General features: G+C 69.8%; 14 protein-coding genes. 8 read left to right on the top strand and 6 right to left on the bottom strand.

Features of this window, described 5'->3' with window-relative positions; translation table 11 throughout:
* The first annotated feature begins 31 nt into the window (after positions 1-31).
* From CLT72_RS20970 to CLT72_RS20940, 8 genes are all read left to right on the top strand, one after another.
* Positions 32-910: a branched-chain amino acid ABC transporter permease gene (locus tag CLT72_RS20970; RefSeq protein WP_101413238.1), complete on the top strand. Its 879-nt coding sequence runs from the start codon at positions 32-34 to the stop codon at positions 908-910.
* A 104-nt stretch (positions 911-1014) separates the two neighbouring features.
* On the top strand, positions 1015-1923 hold the full coding sequence (locus tag CLT72_RS20965) for a branched-chain amino acid ABC transporter permease (protein ID WP_350822707.1): 909 nt from the start codon (positions 1015-1017) through the stop codon (positions 1921-1923).
* Positions 1920-3473 (top strand): ATP-binding cassette domain-containing protein, encoded by a 1554-nt coding sequence (locus tag CLT72_RS20960; protein ID WP_101413236.1) that lies wholly within the window; start codon positions 1920-1922, stop codon positions 3471-3473. Before CLT72_RS20965 ends, CLT72_RS20960 begins: the two co-directional genes overlap by 4 nt.
* Positions 3470-3730: a hypothetical protein gene (locus tag CLT72_RS20955; RefSeq protein ID WP_101413235.1), complete on the top strand. Its 261-nt coding sequence runs from the start codon at positions 3470-3472 to the stop codon at positions 3728-3730. Before CLT72_RS20960 ends, CLT72_RS20955 begins: the two co-directional genes overlap by 4 nt.
* Positions 3727-3960 (top strand): hypothetical protein, encoded by a 234-nt coding sequence (locus CLT72_RS31620; protein ID WP_144082290.1) that lies wholly within the window; start codon positions 3727-3729, stop codon positions 3958-3960. The genes CLT72_RS20955 and CLT72_RS31620 overlap by 4 nt, the downstream gene beginning before the upstream one ends.
* The gene (locus tag CLT72_RS20950; protein WP_101413234.1) at positions 3957-4706 is read left to right on the top strand and encodes a class I SAM-dependent methyltransferase; all 750 of its coding nucleotides are present in this window, start codon (positions 3957-3959) and stop codon (positions 4704-4706) included. Before CLT72_RS31620 ends, CLT72_RS20950 begins: the two co-directional genes overlap by 4 nt.
* Before the next feature lie 186 nt (positions 4707-4892).
* Positions 4893-5930, top strand: coding sequence for a hypothetical protein (locus CLT72_RS20945; protein ID WP_144082289.1), 1038 nt, complete (start codon positions 4893-4895; stop codon positions 5928-5930).
* A gap of 115 nt (positions 5931-6045) precedes the next feature.
* Positions 6046-7035, top strand: coding sequence for a hypothetical protein (locus CLT72_RS20940; RefSeq protein WP_101413232.1), 990 nt, complete (start codon positions 6046-6048; stop codon positions 7033-7035).
* Here the strand turns inward: CLT72_RS20940 and CLT72_RS20935 are convergent.
* From CLT72_RS20935 to CLT72_RS20910, 6 genes are all read right to left on the bottom strand, one after another.
* Positions 6990-7880 carry an IS3 family transposase gene (locus CLT72_RS20935; protein WP_101409310.1) on the bottom strand — a complete coding sequence of 297 codons (891 nt, stop codon included), beginning with the start codon at positions 7878-7880 and terminating at the stop codon, positions 6990-6992. The genes CLT72_RS20940 and CLT72_RS20935 overlap by 46 nt on opposite strands.
* Complete coding sequence (locus CLT72_RS20930) at positions 7877-8176, bottom strand: transposase (protein WP_088981155.1); 300 nt, start codon at positions 8174-8176, stop codon at positions 7877-7879. Before CLT72_RS20930 ends, CLT72_RS20935 begins: the two co-directional genes overlap by 4 nt.
* A 716-nt stretch (positions 8177-8892) precedes the next feature.
* A complete protein-coding gene (locus CLT72_RS20925; protein ID WP_396803790.1) occupies positions 8893-9993 on the bottom strand; it encodes a tyrosine-type recombinase/integrase in 1101 nt (366 codons plus the stop codon).
* 330 nt (positions 9994-10323) lie between these two features.
* Complete coding sequence (locus tag CLT72_RS20920) at positions 10324-11586, bottom strand: IS256 family transposase (protein ID WP_101408967.1); 1263 nt, start codon at positions 11584-11586, stop codon at positions 10324-10326.
* A gap of 89 nt (positions 11587-11675) precedes the next feature.
* A complete protein-coding gene (locus CLT72_RS20915; RefSeq protein ID WP_101413231.1) occupies positions 11676-14270 on the bottom strand; it encodes a DUF6493 family protein in 2595 nt (864 codons plus the stop codon).
* Positions 14270-15622, bottom strand: coding sequence for an SWIM zinc finger family protein (locus CLT72_RS20910; protein WP_101415291.1), 1353 nt, complete (start codon positions 15620-15622; stop codon positions 14270-14272). Before CLT72_RS20910 ends, CLT72_RS20915 begins: the two co-directional genes overlap by 1 nt.
* Positions 15623-15771: the final 149 nt, after the last annotated feature.

Below are 15771 nucleotides of genomic sequence, written 5' to 3'. Positions count from 1 at the left end.
CAGGACCCGTGAGGAGGAAGGGGAGCGTGCCGTGGGACAGGTAGCGACGTTCGCGGTGACCGCGTTGGACGGGGCAGCCTTCGGGCTGCTGCTGTTCGTGGTCGCCGCCGGCATGGCGCTGGTCTTCGGCGTCATGGACGTGCTCAACATGGCCCACGGCACGCTCTACCTCCTCGGCGCCTACCTCGCCTACCTGTACACCGACGGCAGCCTGCTCGGCCTGCTCACCGCTCTGGCCGTCGGCGTGGCCACCGGTACCCTCGGCGGCGCGGCCCTGGCTGCTGCGCTGCGTCCCCTGACCGAACGCGGCCACCTCGATCAAGGCCTTGCCACCCTGGGCATCGCGTTCCTGGCCGGGGACGCCTTCACCACCGTGTTCGGTGCGACACCGCTGCCCGCCGACCCGCCCATGGTCCTGGCGGGCCGCATCGACATCGCCGGACACGGCTACCCGACCTACCGACTCGTGTTCATCGCTGTCGCCGCCGCCGTCGCGGTCGCACTGCACTGGGTCGTGCGGCGCACCACCGCCGGGGTGATGCTGCGCGCCACCGTCTCCGACCCCGCCATGGCCGCGGCCACCGGCATCAACACCGCCCGAGTACGCATCGCGGCCCTCGCTGTCGGCACGGCCCTCGCCGTCACCGCCGGGGTCCTCGGCGCACCCCTGCTGGGCCCCGCCCCCGGAGTCGACACCACCGTTCTGGTGCTGTCGCTGATCGTTGTCGTTCTCGGCGGCGCCGGCTCGATCCCCGCAACCCTCGCCGCAGCCCTGCTGGTCGGGCAGGTCCAAACCCTCGGCGTGCTCGCCGCCCCCTCCCTCGCCCCCTTCGCTCTCTTCGGCGCCCTGTTCGTCGTCCTCGTGCTCCGGGGCCAGGCGGGTGCCCCGACGGCGGTGAGGCCAGCATGAGCACCGCCACGGCAACCACAAGCGGGAACGCCGCCGCGCCAATGCACCCGGCGGCACCGCCTGGCCGTTCACAGCGCGCGGTCCGGGCAGGCATGGCCGGGTGCGTGCCCCTCGCACTGCTGCTGCCCGCCATCACCGACGCCTACACCGTGTCCCTGGCCAGTACCGCGCTGGTCTTCGCGGTGCTGGCCATGAGCACCCAACTACTCGTCGGTGTCGCCGGCCTGCCGTCCTTCGGCCAGGCCGCCTACTTCGGCATCGGCGCCTACACCGCGGCCCTGCTCGCCCAAGCAGGAGTTACCGCCGGCCCGGTGCAGCTCGCCACAGCAGCTGCCGCCGGCGCGATCACCGCCGCCGCGACGGCGCCGCTGGTGCTGCGTACCCGCGCGACCGCGTTTCTGATGGTGACCTTCGCGGTGCAGAGCCTTACCGCGACCATCGCCGCGCAGTGGAAGACCGTCACCGCCGGCGACGAAGGCATACACACCCCGCCGGTCACCGCCTGGCCAGGTACGGCACCGTTGACCGACGCCGGGCACATCTACTGGTACACCCTGGGCTGCTTCCTCCTGCTGGCCGCCGCAGTGGCGGTGCTGATGCGCTCCCGGCTCGCCCTGGTGCTGCGCGGCTGCGCCGACCACGAGCCCCGCATGGCAGCACTCGGCCATCGCGTCAGCGTCGAACTCGCCATCGGCTATACCGCCGCCGGCACGCTCGCCGGGGCCGGTGGCGCGCTGCTCGTCGCGGTCAACCGGTACGTCTCTCCCGCCGACTTGGGCTTCGAGATCGCGGCGCTGACGCTGCTGGCCGCCGCGATCGGCGCCGGCAGCATGACCGGCGCCGTCCTCGGCGCACTCGCCGTCGTCGCCACCCGGGATCTCCTCGGCGCCGGCACCGCCGGTCACGGCCCCGCGCTGCTCGGCGTTCTGTTCCTCGCCGTCGCCTACGGCCGGCCACTTGCCCGCCACCTCACCACACGCCTGCGCCGCACACCCGAAGGAAGGCAGCCGTGAACGATTCCGCACCTGCGCTTCTGCGCCTCGACGGGGTGGGCCGCCGCTACGGCGGCCTGCACGCCCTGCATGACCTCAGCATCACCCTGCCCACCGGTGCCCGACACGCGGTCATCGGCCCCAACGGAGCCGGCAAGAGCACCCTGTTCGGGATCATCGCTGGCAGCGTGCGACCCACCAGCGGGCGGGTTCTGTTCGACGGGCGCGACGTGACCCGACTCGGCCCCTCGGCCCGCGCCCGCCGAGGCGTCGGCCGCACCTACCAACACCCTGCCGTGTTCGGGCGGCTCTCCGCCGCCGCGAACGTCGCCCTGGCCATCAACCGCCGTACCCCGCCCGCTGCCCGGTCCGGTGGCATCCGCCGCGGCACGAACACCGACCAGGCGCGTGCGGTGCTGGACGCCGCAGGGCTGACCGCCTACGCCGACACGTCCGCCGCAGCCCTGCCATACGGGGTACGGCGGCGGCTGGAACTGGCTGTCGCACTCACGCCCCAACCGCGGCTGCTGCTACTCGACGAGCCTTCCGCCGGCCTCGACCCCGGCGACATCGCGCAACTCGGAGAGACCATCCGGGCCCTCCCACCGGAGGTCACGGTCCTACTGATCGATCACCATCTGGACCTGGTGTGGGACGTGGCGGACACCGTCACCGTCCTGCAACACGGCAACCACATCGCCACCGGCACCCCCGAGGAGATCCGCGCGGACACCGCCGTACGCGCCGCCTACCTCACCACCGCCAGTACGCCGGCCGCCGCCGTACCCGACTGCGTTCCCGAACCCGTGCCGCCAGGCGGTGAACGGCGTCGGCGGCTGCTGCAGGTCCGCAACCTGCGTGCCGGCTACGACGGCGCGCCGGCCGTGCACGGCCTCGATTTCGACGTCTTCGAGGGCCAGATCCTGGCACTGCTCGGCCGCAACGGCGCCGGCAAGACCACCGTGCTCAATGCCCTGGCGGGGCTTACACCTCTCACGCCGCCCACCAGCGTCAAGCTCGGCGGAGGCAGGCTACCTACCGCCGCGCACCGCATCGCCCGCGCCGGCCTGACTCTTGTTCCGCAGGGCCGTCGACTGTTCAACCTGACCGTCGCCGAACACCTCACCGTCGCGGCTGCCGCAGCGGTCCGGGACGACCGTCTCTCTGGCCAGCGGTGGAGCCTGGATGACGTCCTCGCCCTGTTGCCCGCACTGGGCACTCGCCTGCGCCATCCTGCCGAGCGCCTCTCCGGCGGTGAACAGCAGATGCTCGCCCTCGCCCGCGCGCTACTGGCCCGTCCCCGAGTGCTGCTGCTCGACGAACCGTCCGAAGGACTCGCCCCAACCCTCGTGCAGCAAATCAGCGTCGCCATCTCCACGATCGCCGCCCAGGGCGTCGGCGTCGTGATCGCCGAGCAGAACCTCGCCCTCGCCCTGTCCCTCGCCGACGACGTGGTCGTGCTCGAACACGGCCACATCGCCCTCACCGCCGCCACCGCCGACTTCACCGAATCTCATCACCGGCGCCTCAACGACCTGCTCGGCGTCACCCCGGTCGGAGCCAACGCATGAGCAGCGACCCCACCGAGGACAAGCCAAGCCGCTTCGCGCTGCTCGCATACCCCGACGACGACAGCCCACCGCAAATCGTGGGCTGGGGCCTGGCCCTGCCCGACGGATCCGCCTTCGCCGTCAACCTGAGCGGCGGCCGACGCACCCTGCTCGCACTCTGCGCCAACGCCGACGGCGTCGCCCGCCTCCACAACGCCGACGTCGCCTGGATCGACGACGAACCCTCGCCCCCGTCCCCGCCACACAGCCCGCCATGAATTCCACACCCGGCCGCCAGCCCAACAGCCACCGTCGCGGGATTGTGGATCCTTCACACGAAACTTTCGACGACGCCCGCGCGGTCCAGGCAGCCCATACCGACAACGACGGCATGTGCCACGGCTGCCACATCGCCTACCAGCAGCTCAAACCCTTTCCCTGCGAGTACGCCCGCTGGGCCGCCCGCTATCTCGCGTCGACACTGAAGCAGGAAGACCCAGGTCCATGACCGCCACCGCCGCCCCGTCCGTGCAGTCCGCGCCACCCGCGAATCGCCTGCTGAGCCCGCTCGTCCACCGCGAACTGGACCAGCTCCTCATCACACCCGGGCAGCACATCCTCGATATCGCCGGCACCAGCGACATCACCACCCGTCTCGCCGCCCTCGTCGGCCCGACAGGATCCGTCACAGCCGTCGACCAGGACACCCGACACTTGCACCCCACCCACGTCATCGACGTCTACGGCCAAGATCCGGCCATCGCTCCGCTGCCCGGCAGCGCAGCGGGCTTTGACGGAGTCGTCGCTAGTTGGCTCAGTGCGCTGCCCTCCTGGCCAGACCTACTAGCGGAGATGATCATTCGCCTCCGGCCCGGTGGGTGGCTCATCCTCGCCGACATCACCGACACCCCACTGCAGGTCTACCGGGCGACCGGCAACGAGGACGACGCCAAGTTGATCCTGCGCGTCATGCGAACGATCTACGCCCACACGCTCGGCAACGGTGGGCGAAGCGCCAACGCGGTCGACACCATGCTGATCACCAGCGGCATGCAGCAGATCCGCTCCTGCGCCAGCATCGAGACCTGGAACGGCGGTGGCACCGGATGCGCGCTACTCGCCGACATCGCCACCGCCCTGCACGACGGCCACTCCGACGGCGACCTCGACCGGTTCGTCGAACTCATGGCCAACCCGCAGGTGTCCGTGCGCTCGTATGCGCTCAGAGCCACCCACGCCCGCAAAGCCAACTGACCCGCCCCCCGTGACTCGGGCAACCATGCGCACACACCGGAGACGAACAGCATGCGATCGCACCCGTGGGCTTGCGCCAGGCAACCCCATGCCCCGCTGCCACCGGGTAATCGAGGTGCGTCCGTCGGGCATCCCGGCGGCGTCAACGACCAGGCTCGCCTACCCGAGCCCGAGTTCACGCCTGCGGTGAGCGGTGGTTGGCGACGAGCAGGAGGCATCGCCTATGTCGCCGGGCTTGCTGCGGCAATGGCGGTGGCGAGCGTGCCGGCACCACCGCGCCTCGCGTCACCCGTGGTGCTCGTCAGCGCCGATAGCCGCTGTGGTGTGCCAACGCTGACGGCGAGCGCCGAGCTGGCCGCCACTGCGGGCGTGGCAGCGACGACGGTGGCAGCGTATCCGCGCCCGGCCCGGCCTGCCCTGATCGACCTGGCCCAGCGAATTGCACCCGCCGACTGCGACACCACCAATGGACGCTTCCACGTGGTGCGTCACCGTGACTGGTGGTACTCGCGCGCCGCCGGTCGGCAGAGAGTGCAGGAGGCGGTGCGCTGGTACGCGGAGGACGATTCCGGTGCCGCCCTGACCATCGAACACCCGAATCCGTACCCCGGCGTCGTGCGCGACTATTGGCTGCCCTGGCACCTGGTCGACAAGCATCTGAGCAACGCGTTCGTCAACAGCGACTGGCTTCGATCCAGGGCTGCCCTTCAAACCACCCAGATCGATGACCCTCCTGATGCGTTTCTGATCGGCCTGGCGAAGCTGGCCACCTGGTATCACCCCCGTCCGTCCGGGCGGGCCCTTGCCGTGCACCTCCTGGCGGACCTGCCCGGCCTGATCGCCTACCCGCGCACCGTCGATCGGGCTGGGCGTATCGGTCTCGGCATCGCCGCCGTCACCGAAAACGGCCGCGAACGGAGCCTGCTGATCCTGCACCCGGCCACCGGCGAGGTATTCGCCTACGAGTACGCCACCCGCACCGCCGCCGGCTGGCGTGTGCACCGCTACCTGCTCGTGCTCACCCGTACCCACGCCGAGCGCCGCTGGCGGGAACCACCCACCCGCACCGGCAGGCCCGCCACGACAGCGCAGCCGCCGGGACTGATGATGCCCCGCCCGCCTCACCTCTGGCTTGAGATCCCCGCCGAACCCTGCATCACCGCGCCGACGTCAGAAGAGGCCTCCGCGACAAGCGATCACTTGAGCTGGTCGCCCCGCCCTTGAGGCAGGGCCGCGGCGGCCACACCGACCCACCTGCCGGCCGGGTCCGGCCCCAGCGCGCCCCGCACCCCTAACCGCCTGATGGGCAGCAGAAACCGTTAGCAGTCACCTGGACGAAGTGGAGGTGGTGATGCCGTCGACGACGCAGACGGTCGCCGCGCAGAGCCCGGCATTCATCGCGGATACGGTGGCCGAGACACCCGTCCTCGCCGCCGGACAGGGGTTGTACCGGGCCATCGGTGAGATGGCGAAGGCTCATGGCTTGTTGACGCCCATGCTCACCGAGTGGGTGTCGCGTGCCCGCGCGATCCAGGGGGTCCCGGTGCCGCCGGGACTGCTGTTCTGCCGGCCCTGTGACCAGCCCATGATCCTGGTGCAGCCACCGACCTGCGAGCCGGTGTACCTGTGCCGGCCCACCTGCGGACATCTCGCCGTACCTGCGGCGCCGACGGGTGAACTCATCGCCCGAGCGGTGCTGCAACACACCCCGCACCTCGTGCCGAACGGCAAGACCGCTGACGCCGCCGCCTACGCCCTCGGCGCCATGCAACGCGTCACCATCGGCGCCACACCCCCCGACCTGCACATCATCTGGCGGCAGGTCCCCCGGCAGCTCACCACGCCGCTGATGTCCATGGCACAACGCCTCGACCTCGCCCACCGCCACGCCGCACGCGACGAGCGCGCACGCGTCATCGACGTCCTGCACACGGGCCTACTCCAGGTCGATCCGGCCACCGATGGCACGGCTGTCGATACCGCCACCGGAAAGGCCGCCGCGCTGCTGGCCGAACTCACCCTCATCGAGGGCGATCCCACTGCCGCGCTGCCCTGGGCCATCTGGGCGCACCGCTGCCTGCACCGCTTGATCGGTCCGTCCGCCGCCGAGACCCGCAACGCCCTCAAGATTCTCGCCGCAACCCACCGCCGCGCCGGCAACCTCACCGACGCCGCCACCTGCTACAGCGACCTCATCCGCCACCACAGCACCGCCAAGGGCGCCCGAGCCCAGCCCACCCTCGCCACCCAAGTGTCAATCCCCTGGAATCGTGGAGGGCTCCGTTATGCGGCCTGGGCCTCCAGGGCGCGGGTCTCTGATCGTTCGTAGTCGATGGGGGATCGCCAGTCGCAGACGGAGTGCCGGCGGCGCCGGTTGTAGAAGTCGGTGATCCAGGTGGCGATCTTCAGGCGTGCCTCGGTACGGGTACGGAAGTGACGGCGGTGGACGTACTCGACCTTGATGGTGGAGAAGGTGGCCTCGGCGACGGCGTTGTCGAAGCACGACCCGACCCGGCCCATCGACTGGCGTACCTTCCACCGGGCACAGGCCCGGTCGAAGTCGGCCGAGGTGTACTCGCTGCCCCTGTCGCTGTGGAAGATCACCCCGTCCACGCAGCCGCCGCGGGTGACGGCGGCCATGTTCAGCGCGGCGACGACCAGCCCGGCGTCGTGATGGGCGCCCATCGCGTAGCCGAGGATGCGACGGGAGTACAGGTCGATGACGGTGGCCAGGTAGAGCTTGCCCTCGTCGGTGCGGATCTCGGTCATGTCGCCGCACCAGGCGACATCCGGCGCCGGCGCGGTGAACACCCGCTTGATGAGGTCCGGTGCGGCCGGACGCTTACCTTGGCGGGTCAGGCCCCGCCGGCGGCGCTTGACCCGGGCGGCCAAGCCCAGCTCGGCCATGAGCTGCGCGATCGTGTTGTCGGAGACCTGCCAGCCGGACTCGCGCAGCTCGATGCCGATGCGCGGGCTGCCGTAGGTGCCACCCGAGTCGTCGAACACCTTCTGGACCGCGGCCGACAATCGAGCACGCCGGTCATCGCGGCGCGTTGGCGGCCGGTCACGCCACTTGTAGAACCATGACTCGGACACCCCCAGGGCCCGGCAGGCTAGCGCGTGCGGCACGTCGTGCTCGGTCCTCTGGGAAGCGATGAAGGCGGCCACGCTCACCGGCCCGTCGCTTCCTTGACCCACAGGACCACGGATCGCTTGAGGACATCACGCTCCATCGCCAGCTCCGCGTTCTCCCGCCGCAACCGTGCCAGCTCCGCCCGCTCGTCCTCTGCCAGCTGCCCAGCAGCGGCCTCACCGCGAGTCTCGCGGTCCCTCTTCACCCAGTTCGCCAGGGTCCCGCTGTTGATCCCCAGGTCGCGGGCGACCTGAGCGATTGACTTGCCCGTCTCGCGCACGATGCGCACCGCGCCCGCCCGGAACTCCGGATCGAACTGGCGTCTCGTCTCAGCCATGAACCTCTATCCCTCAAGCTCTGGCCTCCACGCTACGAGGGGAAGGGCAAAGCCACCCTCGCTCTGGTCCTGCACCAAAGCGGCCAATGCCTACAGGCACAACAACTCCTCGCCCAGACCTTCAGGATGAGGTTCCCCCGATTCGCCGGAGGGTCGATGACGAAGGCCGCATTTACGGTGGCCGGCACCGCATCCAAGCCATGATCGACCAGGGCGTGAAGCGGACCATCCTCGTACGCCTGGAACTGCTGGACCCGCGAACCGGGCTGCCCGCCTGAGTGCGATCCGGCTCGCAGGCCACGTTGCCGATCACATGCGGCGACGCGCTACAAGCTCGAGCGCACGCCGTGCCGCGGCACCCGCAGACCGTCCAGCGTGCGGATGCGGCGATGCATGCGTGAACGACACGGTCCGCGCGGGCGGCGGGCAGTGGGGCCGTCGTGCCGCCGGGCAATTGCCGTGGGAGGACCAGGCTCAGCGTTCGTCGCGAAGCGTCGACCAGCGTGAGGCCCGGCAGATTGGCCGCGGCCACGGATTGCCCGTGCACGATGTCGGGCCGAGGTGCTCGCGCCGGTCACGTTAGGTCTTGTCGTTTGCCGCAACGCCTTGACGGCTTTCCTGACCCGCGAGGAGCACGTGCCAGGCGCGGTGGATGTGGTCGCGGGTTCGTGGGCTGCTGGTGTGCGGCCCACGAACCCGTCGCCGTATCTCTCTGTTTATGCGGTGTTGTCGTTGCGGGGGATGAGGTCGGCGGCGGCGTCGGCGCTGCCGCGTTCGAGTTCGAGGATGACGCTGGTGTAGGTGTCGGAGGTGAGGCCGATGGTGGAGTGGCCGAGGGTTTCTTGGACTTCTTTCATGTCGGCGCCGCCGTGGCGTAGGTAGGTGGCGGCACAGTGGCGTAGGTCGTGCAGCCGCACGGGTGGTAGTCCGGCTTTGGTGATGAGGTGGTCGAAGCGGTCGCTGATGGTTTGGGGGTGCCACGGCTTGCCGTCGGGGCGGACGAAGAACAGGCCGGTGTCGGGCCAGTCGGTGCCGTTGACGCTCTGCCAGCGGCGGCGCATGTCGAGGTAGGCGCGCAGCACGGTGATGGTTTTCGGGCCGAGGGGGACTATCCGGTCACCGGCGTCGCTTTTGACGGGGCGGGTGACGGGGGTGTAGCCGACGGTGGTGATCTGTTCGACGACGGTGAGGTAGCCGGCGTCCAGGTCGATGTCGTGCTCGCGTAGTCCGCATGCCTCGCCGCGGCGTAGGCCGCGGTGCAGGATGAGCAGGAACATGGCGTAGAGGACGATGTCGTGGCGTTCGGTGTAGTCGAGGAACCGTCCGGCCTGTGCGGGCATCCACACCATGACGGGGCTGGGGCGTTTTCCGGTGGCTTGCCAGCGTTCGACGGCTTTGGCGGTCCAGACCCGTGCCTTGGGTCGTTTGGCTTTGGGGAGTTCGACGCCGAGGGCGGGGTTGGTGGGGATCAGTTTGGCCCGGACGACGGCGTCGTTGAGGGCTTTGCGCAGGGTGGCGTAGAGCCGCTGGGTGCTGGAGGCTTCCATCGGCCGTACGCCTTTGACCGTTGCGTGGGTGGCGGGGTCGGTGCTGGCTCGGGCGGCGCGGATGGCGTCCTGCTGGTGGCCGATGGCGGTGAACATGGCCTCGATGTGGCCGGTGCGCAGGTTCTGGATGGGGACCTTTCCGAGGTGGGGGATGAGGTATAGGCAGATGTGGTCGGAGTAGCCGCGGACGGTTTTTTCCGCCAGGCCGCGTCGTCCTTCGAGCCAGGCGGTGAGGTATTCGCCGGTGGTGGTGGGCACGGATGCGGGCACGCCGGCGCGGATGCGGGCGGCGACCGAATCGCGGTCCGGCAGCGGGGTGCCGGGACGGCAGGCGTGTAGCAGGTCGGCGACCTCGATAGCGAGGTCGGCGTCGCCGTCGGCGAGGTCGAGCAGCGTGTGGGCGTGGCGCAGTTCGGCAGTGGCGGTGTCGCGACTGTCGAATCCGGAGCGGCGCAGTTGCCGGCGCGGCTGCGTGGGCCGGATGGGTAGCTCGATCTGGTAGCCCCACGTGCCGTGGGTGGGGTGCCAGCCGCCGCCGGGGCGGCGTAGCTTGGGAGTGTGTCGATTTCCGTGTTTGGGCCTGTGGTGTGATCGAGGTTGTTAGATGGTGATCCGGTCGTCGTAGGCGAGGATCAGGGCGTTGAGGGCCTTGGCCCAACCGTAGACCCGGCCGGTGATGCTCCCGCCGCCCTTGCGTTTCTGCTGGACGACGAGGTAGAGGACCTTCATCGCGGCCTGCTCGGTCGGGAAGTGCCCGCGCCGGCGGGCCGCTTGCCGGAACCGGGCGTTCAAACTCTCGATGATGTTGGTCGTGTAGAGGACCTTGCGGACTTCGTGGTCGTAGTCGAGGAAGGGCACGAACTGCGGCCAGGAGGTGCGCCACAGCCGGATGACGGCGGGGTACTGGTCGCCGAACTCGGCGGCGAAGGCCTCGAAGCGTGCCTCGGCGGCGGCGACGGTGGGGGCGGTGTAGATCTCCCGCAGGGTGGGGGTGATCTTCTGCCAGTCCTTGCGGTTCGTATAGCGCAGTGACGCCCGGACGAGGTGCACGACGCACTGCTGGTGCACCGCCTGCGGCCAGACCTGTTCGATGGCGTCGGTCATGCCTTTGAGGCCGTCGGAGCAGACCATGAACACGTCCTCGACGCCCCGGTTACGCAGTTCGGTGAGGTAGCCGGCCCACTGCTTGGCGCCTTCCCCGCCGGTGCCGGCCCACATACCGAGCACGTCGCGTTCCCCGTCGAGGCTGATGCCGACAACGACGTAGACAGGCCGGTTCGCGACCTGCCCCTGGCGGATCTTCATCACCAGCGCGTCGATGAACACCACCGGATAGATCCTGTCGAGGGGCCGCTGCCGCCAGGCTTCCATCTCGTCCACGACGCTGTCGGTGACCCGGCTGATCAGCTCCCGGGACACGTCGGCGTCGTACACGTCCGCCAGATGCGCGGAGATCTCCCCGGTCGTCAATCCTTTCGCGTACAGCGACAGGATTGCCTCGTTGAACCCGTCCAGCCGGCGGGCGTGCTTCGGGACGATCCGCGGCGTGAACGACCCCGCCCGGTCCCGCGGGACCTGGATCCGCACCGGCCCGACCTCGGTCTGCACCGTCTTCGCCCCGTGCCCGTTACGGACGTTGGCCCGCCGGCCGGTAGCCTCGTCGACACCGGCCTCGTCGAGGTGCGCGTCCAGCTCCGCATCGAGCGCTGACTCGAGAACCGTGCGGGTGATCCCCGCGAGGAGCCCACCCGGCCCGACCAACGACACTCCGTCGGCCTTCGCCCGCTCGACCAGTTGCTGCGCGAACTCCACCTCCACCGCGGTCGGTTCAGGAAGCTGAGCAGCGTTCTTCTTGTCTGCCATGACGTGGTCCTTTCCGGACAGGATCAACGTCCTGTCCAACGGACCACACCCAGGTCAAACACGGAAATCTACGCAGTCCCATCGGGCGCTCATCGTGTCGCTTCGGTCAGGATCTGGCGTAGGCGTCGTGCCTGTTTGATGGTTTGCGAGCTGCCGGTGCGGTCGGCGATCGCGTCCAGTTCGGGGATGCTGCCGGTCGCGCCGGAGGTGCTCGCGCAGTCGGCGGCCAGCGACAGCAGGGCTCCGAGCCGGCGTGGAAGCTCACTTGCGCTGAGTAGGCCGGGCAGTGCGCCGGCCAGGATGTTCCAGGCGGTGGTGTGGGCGCCGATGCGCGCGATCTCGGTGAGCAGGTCGAGCAGGTCAGGTGCCGGTTGCCGTCCACCCCGCTTGTTCCGCGGGATCAGGCATTCGCCGACATGCTTCGCGTCCATCTCGTTGCGGGCGATGAGCTGGAGCAGTGCGTCCATATCGCCGTCCGGGCGACCCCGTGACAAGGTGTTGGCCAGGAGTCGGTGGAACAGTGGACCGATCGGGCCGTCGGCCGCCGCCAGCAGCGGGAGGTCCGAGACGTAGGTGAAATCCGATTCCCCGGCTCGCGTCGATATCATCTGTGCCGCGATGTACTCGCGTACCAGCGGCAACGTGGCGACCCACTGTGGCAGGTCTAGCGGCCGGGCCGCCAGGTGGTAAAGAGACGAGTCGGGCAGATCCTGGCTGACCGGGCCGGCGTTGTGATACTTGCGCAGCAGGACGTCCAGTCGCCGGAAGGGGTCGGTGAACCCTTCTCGCAGCGCGGGCAGGGCCAGACCGGTGCCTTCTTCGACCACCGTGAGCCCTCCGGACGACAGCCACTGCGCGAACCTGGTGCCCTCCGCGGTGCCCAGTGCGGCGGCGGCGCCGGCCAGCCGGTCGCGGTCTGGGCCGACGGGGATCCGCACCCGTAGCAGAGCCTGATCGAAGTCGGCCGGTCCGGCCGTGATGCCGAGTCTCGCGTACTCGGCCAGCCGGTCCAGCAGGACGTCGGTGTCCACCACACCGGTACGCCAGGAGGGTCCAGACAGCAGGAACGGGGGCGGATCGGCCAGCACAGCGCGGGCGACTTCGAAGATCCGCGCTCGCCAGGCGGCACGGAAGACGCAGTGCCCGCACTGCGGTGGGAAGCCGGTTCCGTTGTCGGACATCTCCGGGGGTACGACCGGAAGACTCTCGGCGTCGAGCCTACCGAGGAGGAGGGCGAGAACGATGACGCCGATGCCCGCAACCGGGTACGGCTGCCGGTCGGGGAACCGCTGGGAGGTCACCTGGCCCTCGCTCTGCCAGGGCCACTGCTTGGCGGGGACGCTCCGCAGCGCTGCGGCCAGGGCCGCCCGGTCCCGGTGCGCGAAGCGCACCAGGCCGTCGAGGGCGCGTTCCGACTCGACGGTCGATGCGTGCGGCGCGGCGACGATCGCAACGATCTCGCCGATCAGCTCCGGCAGGGTCTCGGGCGGCGCCGAGGCGCGTTGCGGCGCCACCACCGGCGGCAGCGTCTCCTGGTACGGCGTTCGCGTGCGCTCGCTGCCGGGCGTGCTCTCGCCGAGTGCTGCGGTCGCCTGCTCTCGCAGGTCGGGGGTGAGTACAGCGACCGCTTCGACGATCTGCGCACGGGCCGCCGGTTCCGCCTTCGCGATGTGCCGGGCGACGAGTTTCCAGGCCTGCTCCTGCACGGCGTTGTCCTCGTGCCCGAAGGCCACCGTCGCCGCTGTCAGCAACTGGCCGGCACCGTCCGTGCTCGACCGCAAGGCTTGACCGAGATGCTTGAGCTGCGCGCTGACCAGTCCCTTCTCCGGGCGCGCCAGCACGTCCCGCGAGGCGTCCCCGAGCAGGCCGACGTCCAGCCGTCCGGCATCGATCAACCGGCGCAGTCTTCGCACCGCGTCGCCGGCGGTCGGCGCATCGGCGTCCGCAGCCAGCCGGGCCCAATCGCCGGCCCGATCCGCGAGTTCGTCGTCGGTGAGGGTCAGATCGTCCAGCAGCCGCCGGAAGCCGCGCAGCTCATGCGGTCGTCCGCCGCGGAACAGCCGACCCAGGCACTGGTCGATCAGCGCCGTGCGATCGAGTTTCCCGGACTCCGTCATGTCCACCAGGCCCGGCCCCAGGTAGCCCATCCACGCCCCGAAGCCCTCGACCTCCAGGGCGATCGGCACCAGTATCGGAGCATCCGGGTTGGTCAGTCCGCCGAACCGGAGCCGCTGAATCGCATAGCCGAAGTTGGTCGGTGTCGCACAGCCCGAGAGTCCGATTAGGTTTTGCACCAGGTGATAGTGCAGCGGCGTCCCCTCGAACTGTCTTCTTTCCTTGTCGAGTTCGGCGGCGAGCCGATGCGCCAGCTCGCCAAGCCATTCCGGGCCGTGCCCGGCCAGGATCTCGGCTGACGAGGCAGGGAACTCCTGTCTCCGCAGCCGATTGATCCAGAGCACCCACTTCGCTGCCCCGGCCGGCGTGGATTGGCAGGCCAGGCCGGCCAGCCGGCCCGCGTAAAAGACCGACCACTCGTTTTCCGGGCGTAGCCCACGGAGGATCTGCGTCACCGCCGGCACACACCCGCTCCGGGCCGCGACGTCCATCTTCTCGACGAGGGCGGCGGACAGTTCCTCGTCGCCGGCCCGGATCGCTTCCAGCAACGCCTCACGCTCAGTGGCCATCAATCATCTCCCCGTGTGGTCATCCGTACCGCGAGTGCGTGTTTGCAGGGACCGCGGCCGCCCCGGTGCCCAGCCCACCACGGGCACGTGCACCCCATGACCGCGCTGCGGTGGTCGACGAGATAGACCTTGTCTCCGGAGCGGACCGACGCCGTCTCACCGTCCACCGTCACGGCGCCTGCCCGCGCCAGCGCCCGGGCGTCGCGTAGGCGCGGGTTGTGCAGTTCGGCCTGGCCGACGCGATACGGCAACTCGCGATGGAAGTACGCGGCCTCCGCGGCGTCGTAGCCCACCCGGCCCGCAGTCCCCAGCCGGGTCAACGCCGAACGCACCCGATGGGTCGTCAGTCCGGCCCGCGCCGCCAGGTCAGCCACGTCGATGCGCGGCTCCCAGGCGAGCAGTACGGAGATCAGGTCTGCATCGGCCCGCACCTCGTCCGCGGCCAGGGCTTCCAGCACCGCGCCCTCGCCGGAGAACCCGCGGGACACCTGCGGCGACAGCATCAGCGTCAGCCGCATGCCGGGCAGTGTCACCTCCCATGCGCTGGCCAACGGTGGACTGCCTGCGGTCACCGAGGGACCGTACAGGCGAAGGGTCCGAGCGTGTCGTAGTACACGCTCCAGTGTCGCCAACCGGCTGGGCCCGGGAAGGCAGACAGCACCCGGAGCCGGAGCGCCCGTCGTTCGCAGGGTCCGCCCGACGGGCAGCACCCAGAGGTCCGGTACCCGGCCGCGGGTCGGTAACGACCGCAGGAACCGCGCCGCGTCTGCGGCCGGCACCTCGGCACACAGGTCGAACCCCGAGGCGATCACCTGCGTCTCCGCGAAACCACGCAGCCAGCGTTGCGGCAGCGGTACCTTCTTCTCGACGAGTGGTCCGTCGAGGGTGGTGACGGCAAGCTCGTCCGGGCCGACCCGCAGATACAACGGATCATTGGCATGGATCCGCGACAGTGCGATGCGCAGCGGTGGGTTGACGTCGACATTGGTCGTTCCTTGACCCACCTCGCCTCCGTCGAGACCGTCGGTGAGGATGTCCAGTCGCGCGTACACCCCGCAACAGCCTGAGAAGGACTCGAAGCGCAGCCGGTCGCCGTTTCCGGTGACTACCGGATCGAGGGAGCTTTTCAGCGTCGGCTGGTAGTAGCGGGTGGCGGCCACGTCAGCCACGGCGAGCAGCCCGGACGCGGCAATCCGCGGGTCGGTCAGGAAACCGGAGAAAAACCCTGGATTCGCCTCCGCCCCCTTCGACGTTCTACCGCCAGAGGTCTCCAAGCCGACGATCTTGCTTCCGTCTGCGGAGTACACCTCGGAGGATCGGACGTACGAGACCGCATGCGCTGTCTCGGTCATGACGCGACCGCCCCCATCGCAGACGGCCGACGCCGAGGCGGAGTACATGCTGGAGGGTGGTGTCGCACGGCGATCCTTACCGTCGGTGGGCCCAGGTGATGGCGGCATGCGACATCAACGCGAATGCCCGTCCACCCCACGGGAGGACA

It is taken from the genome of Micromonospora sp. CNZ309 (assembly GCF_002846525.1).
The sequence above is the reverse complement of the archived record's forward strand: the minus strand, read 5'-3'. Positions and strand labels throughout refer to the sequence as shown.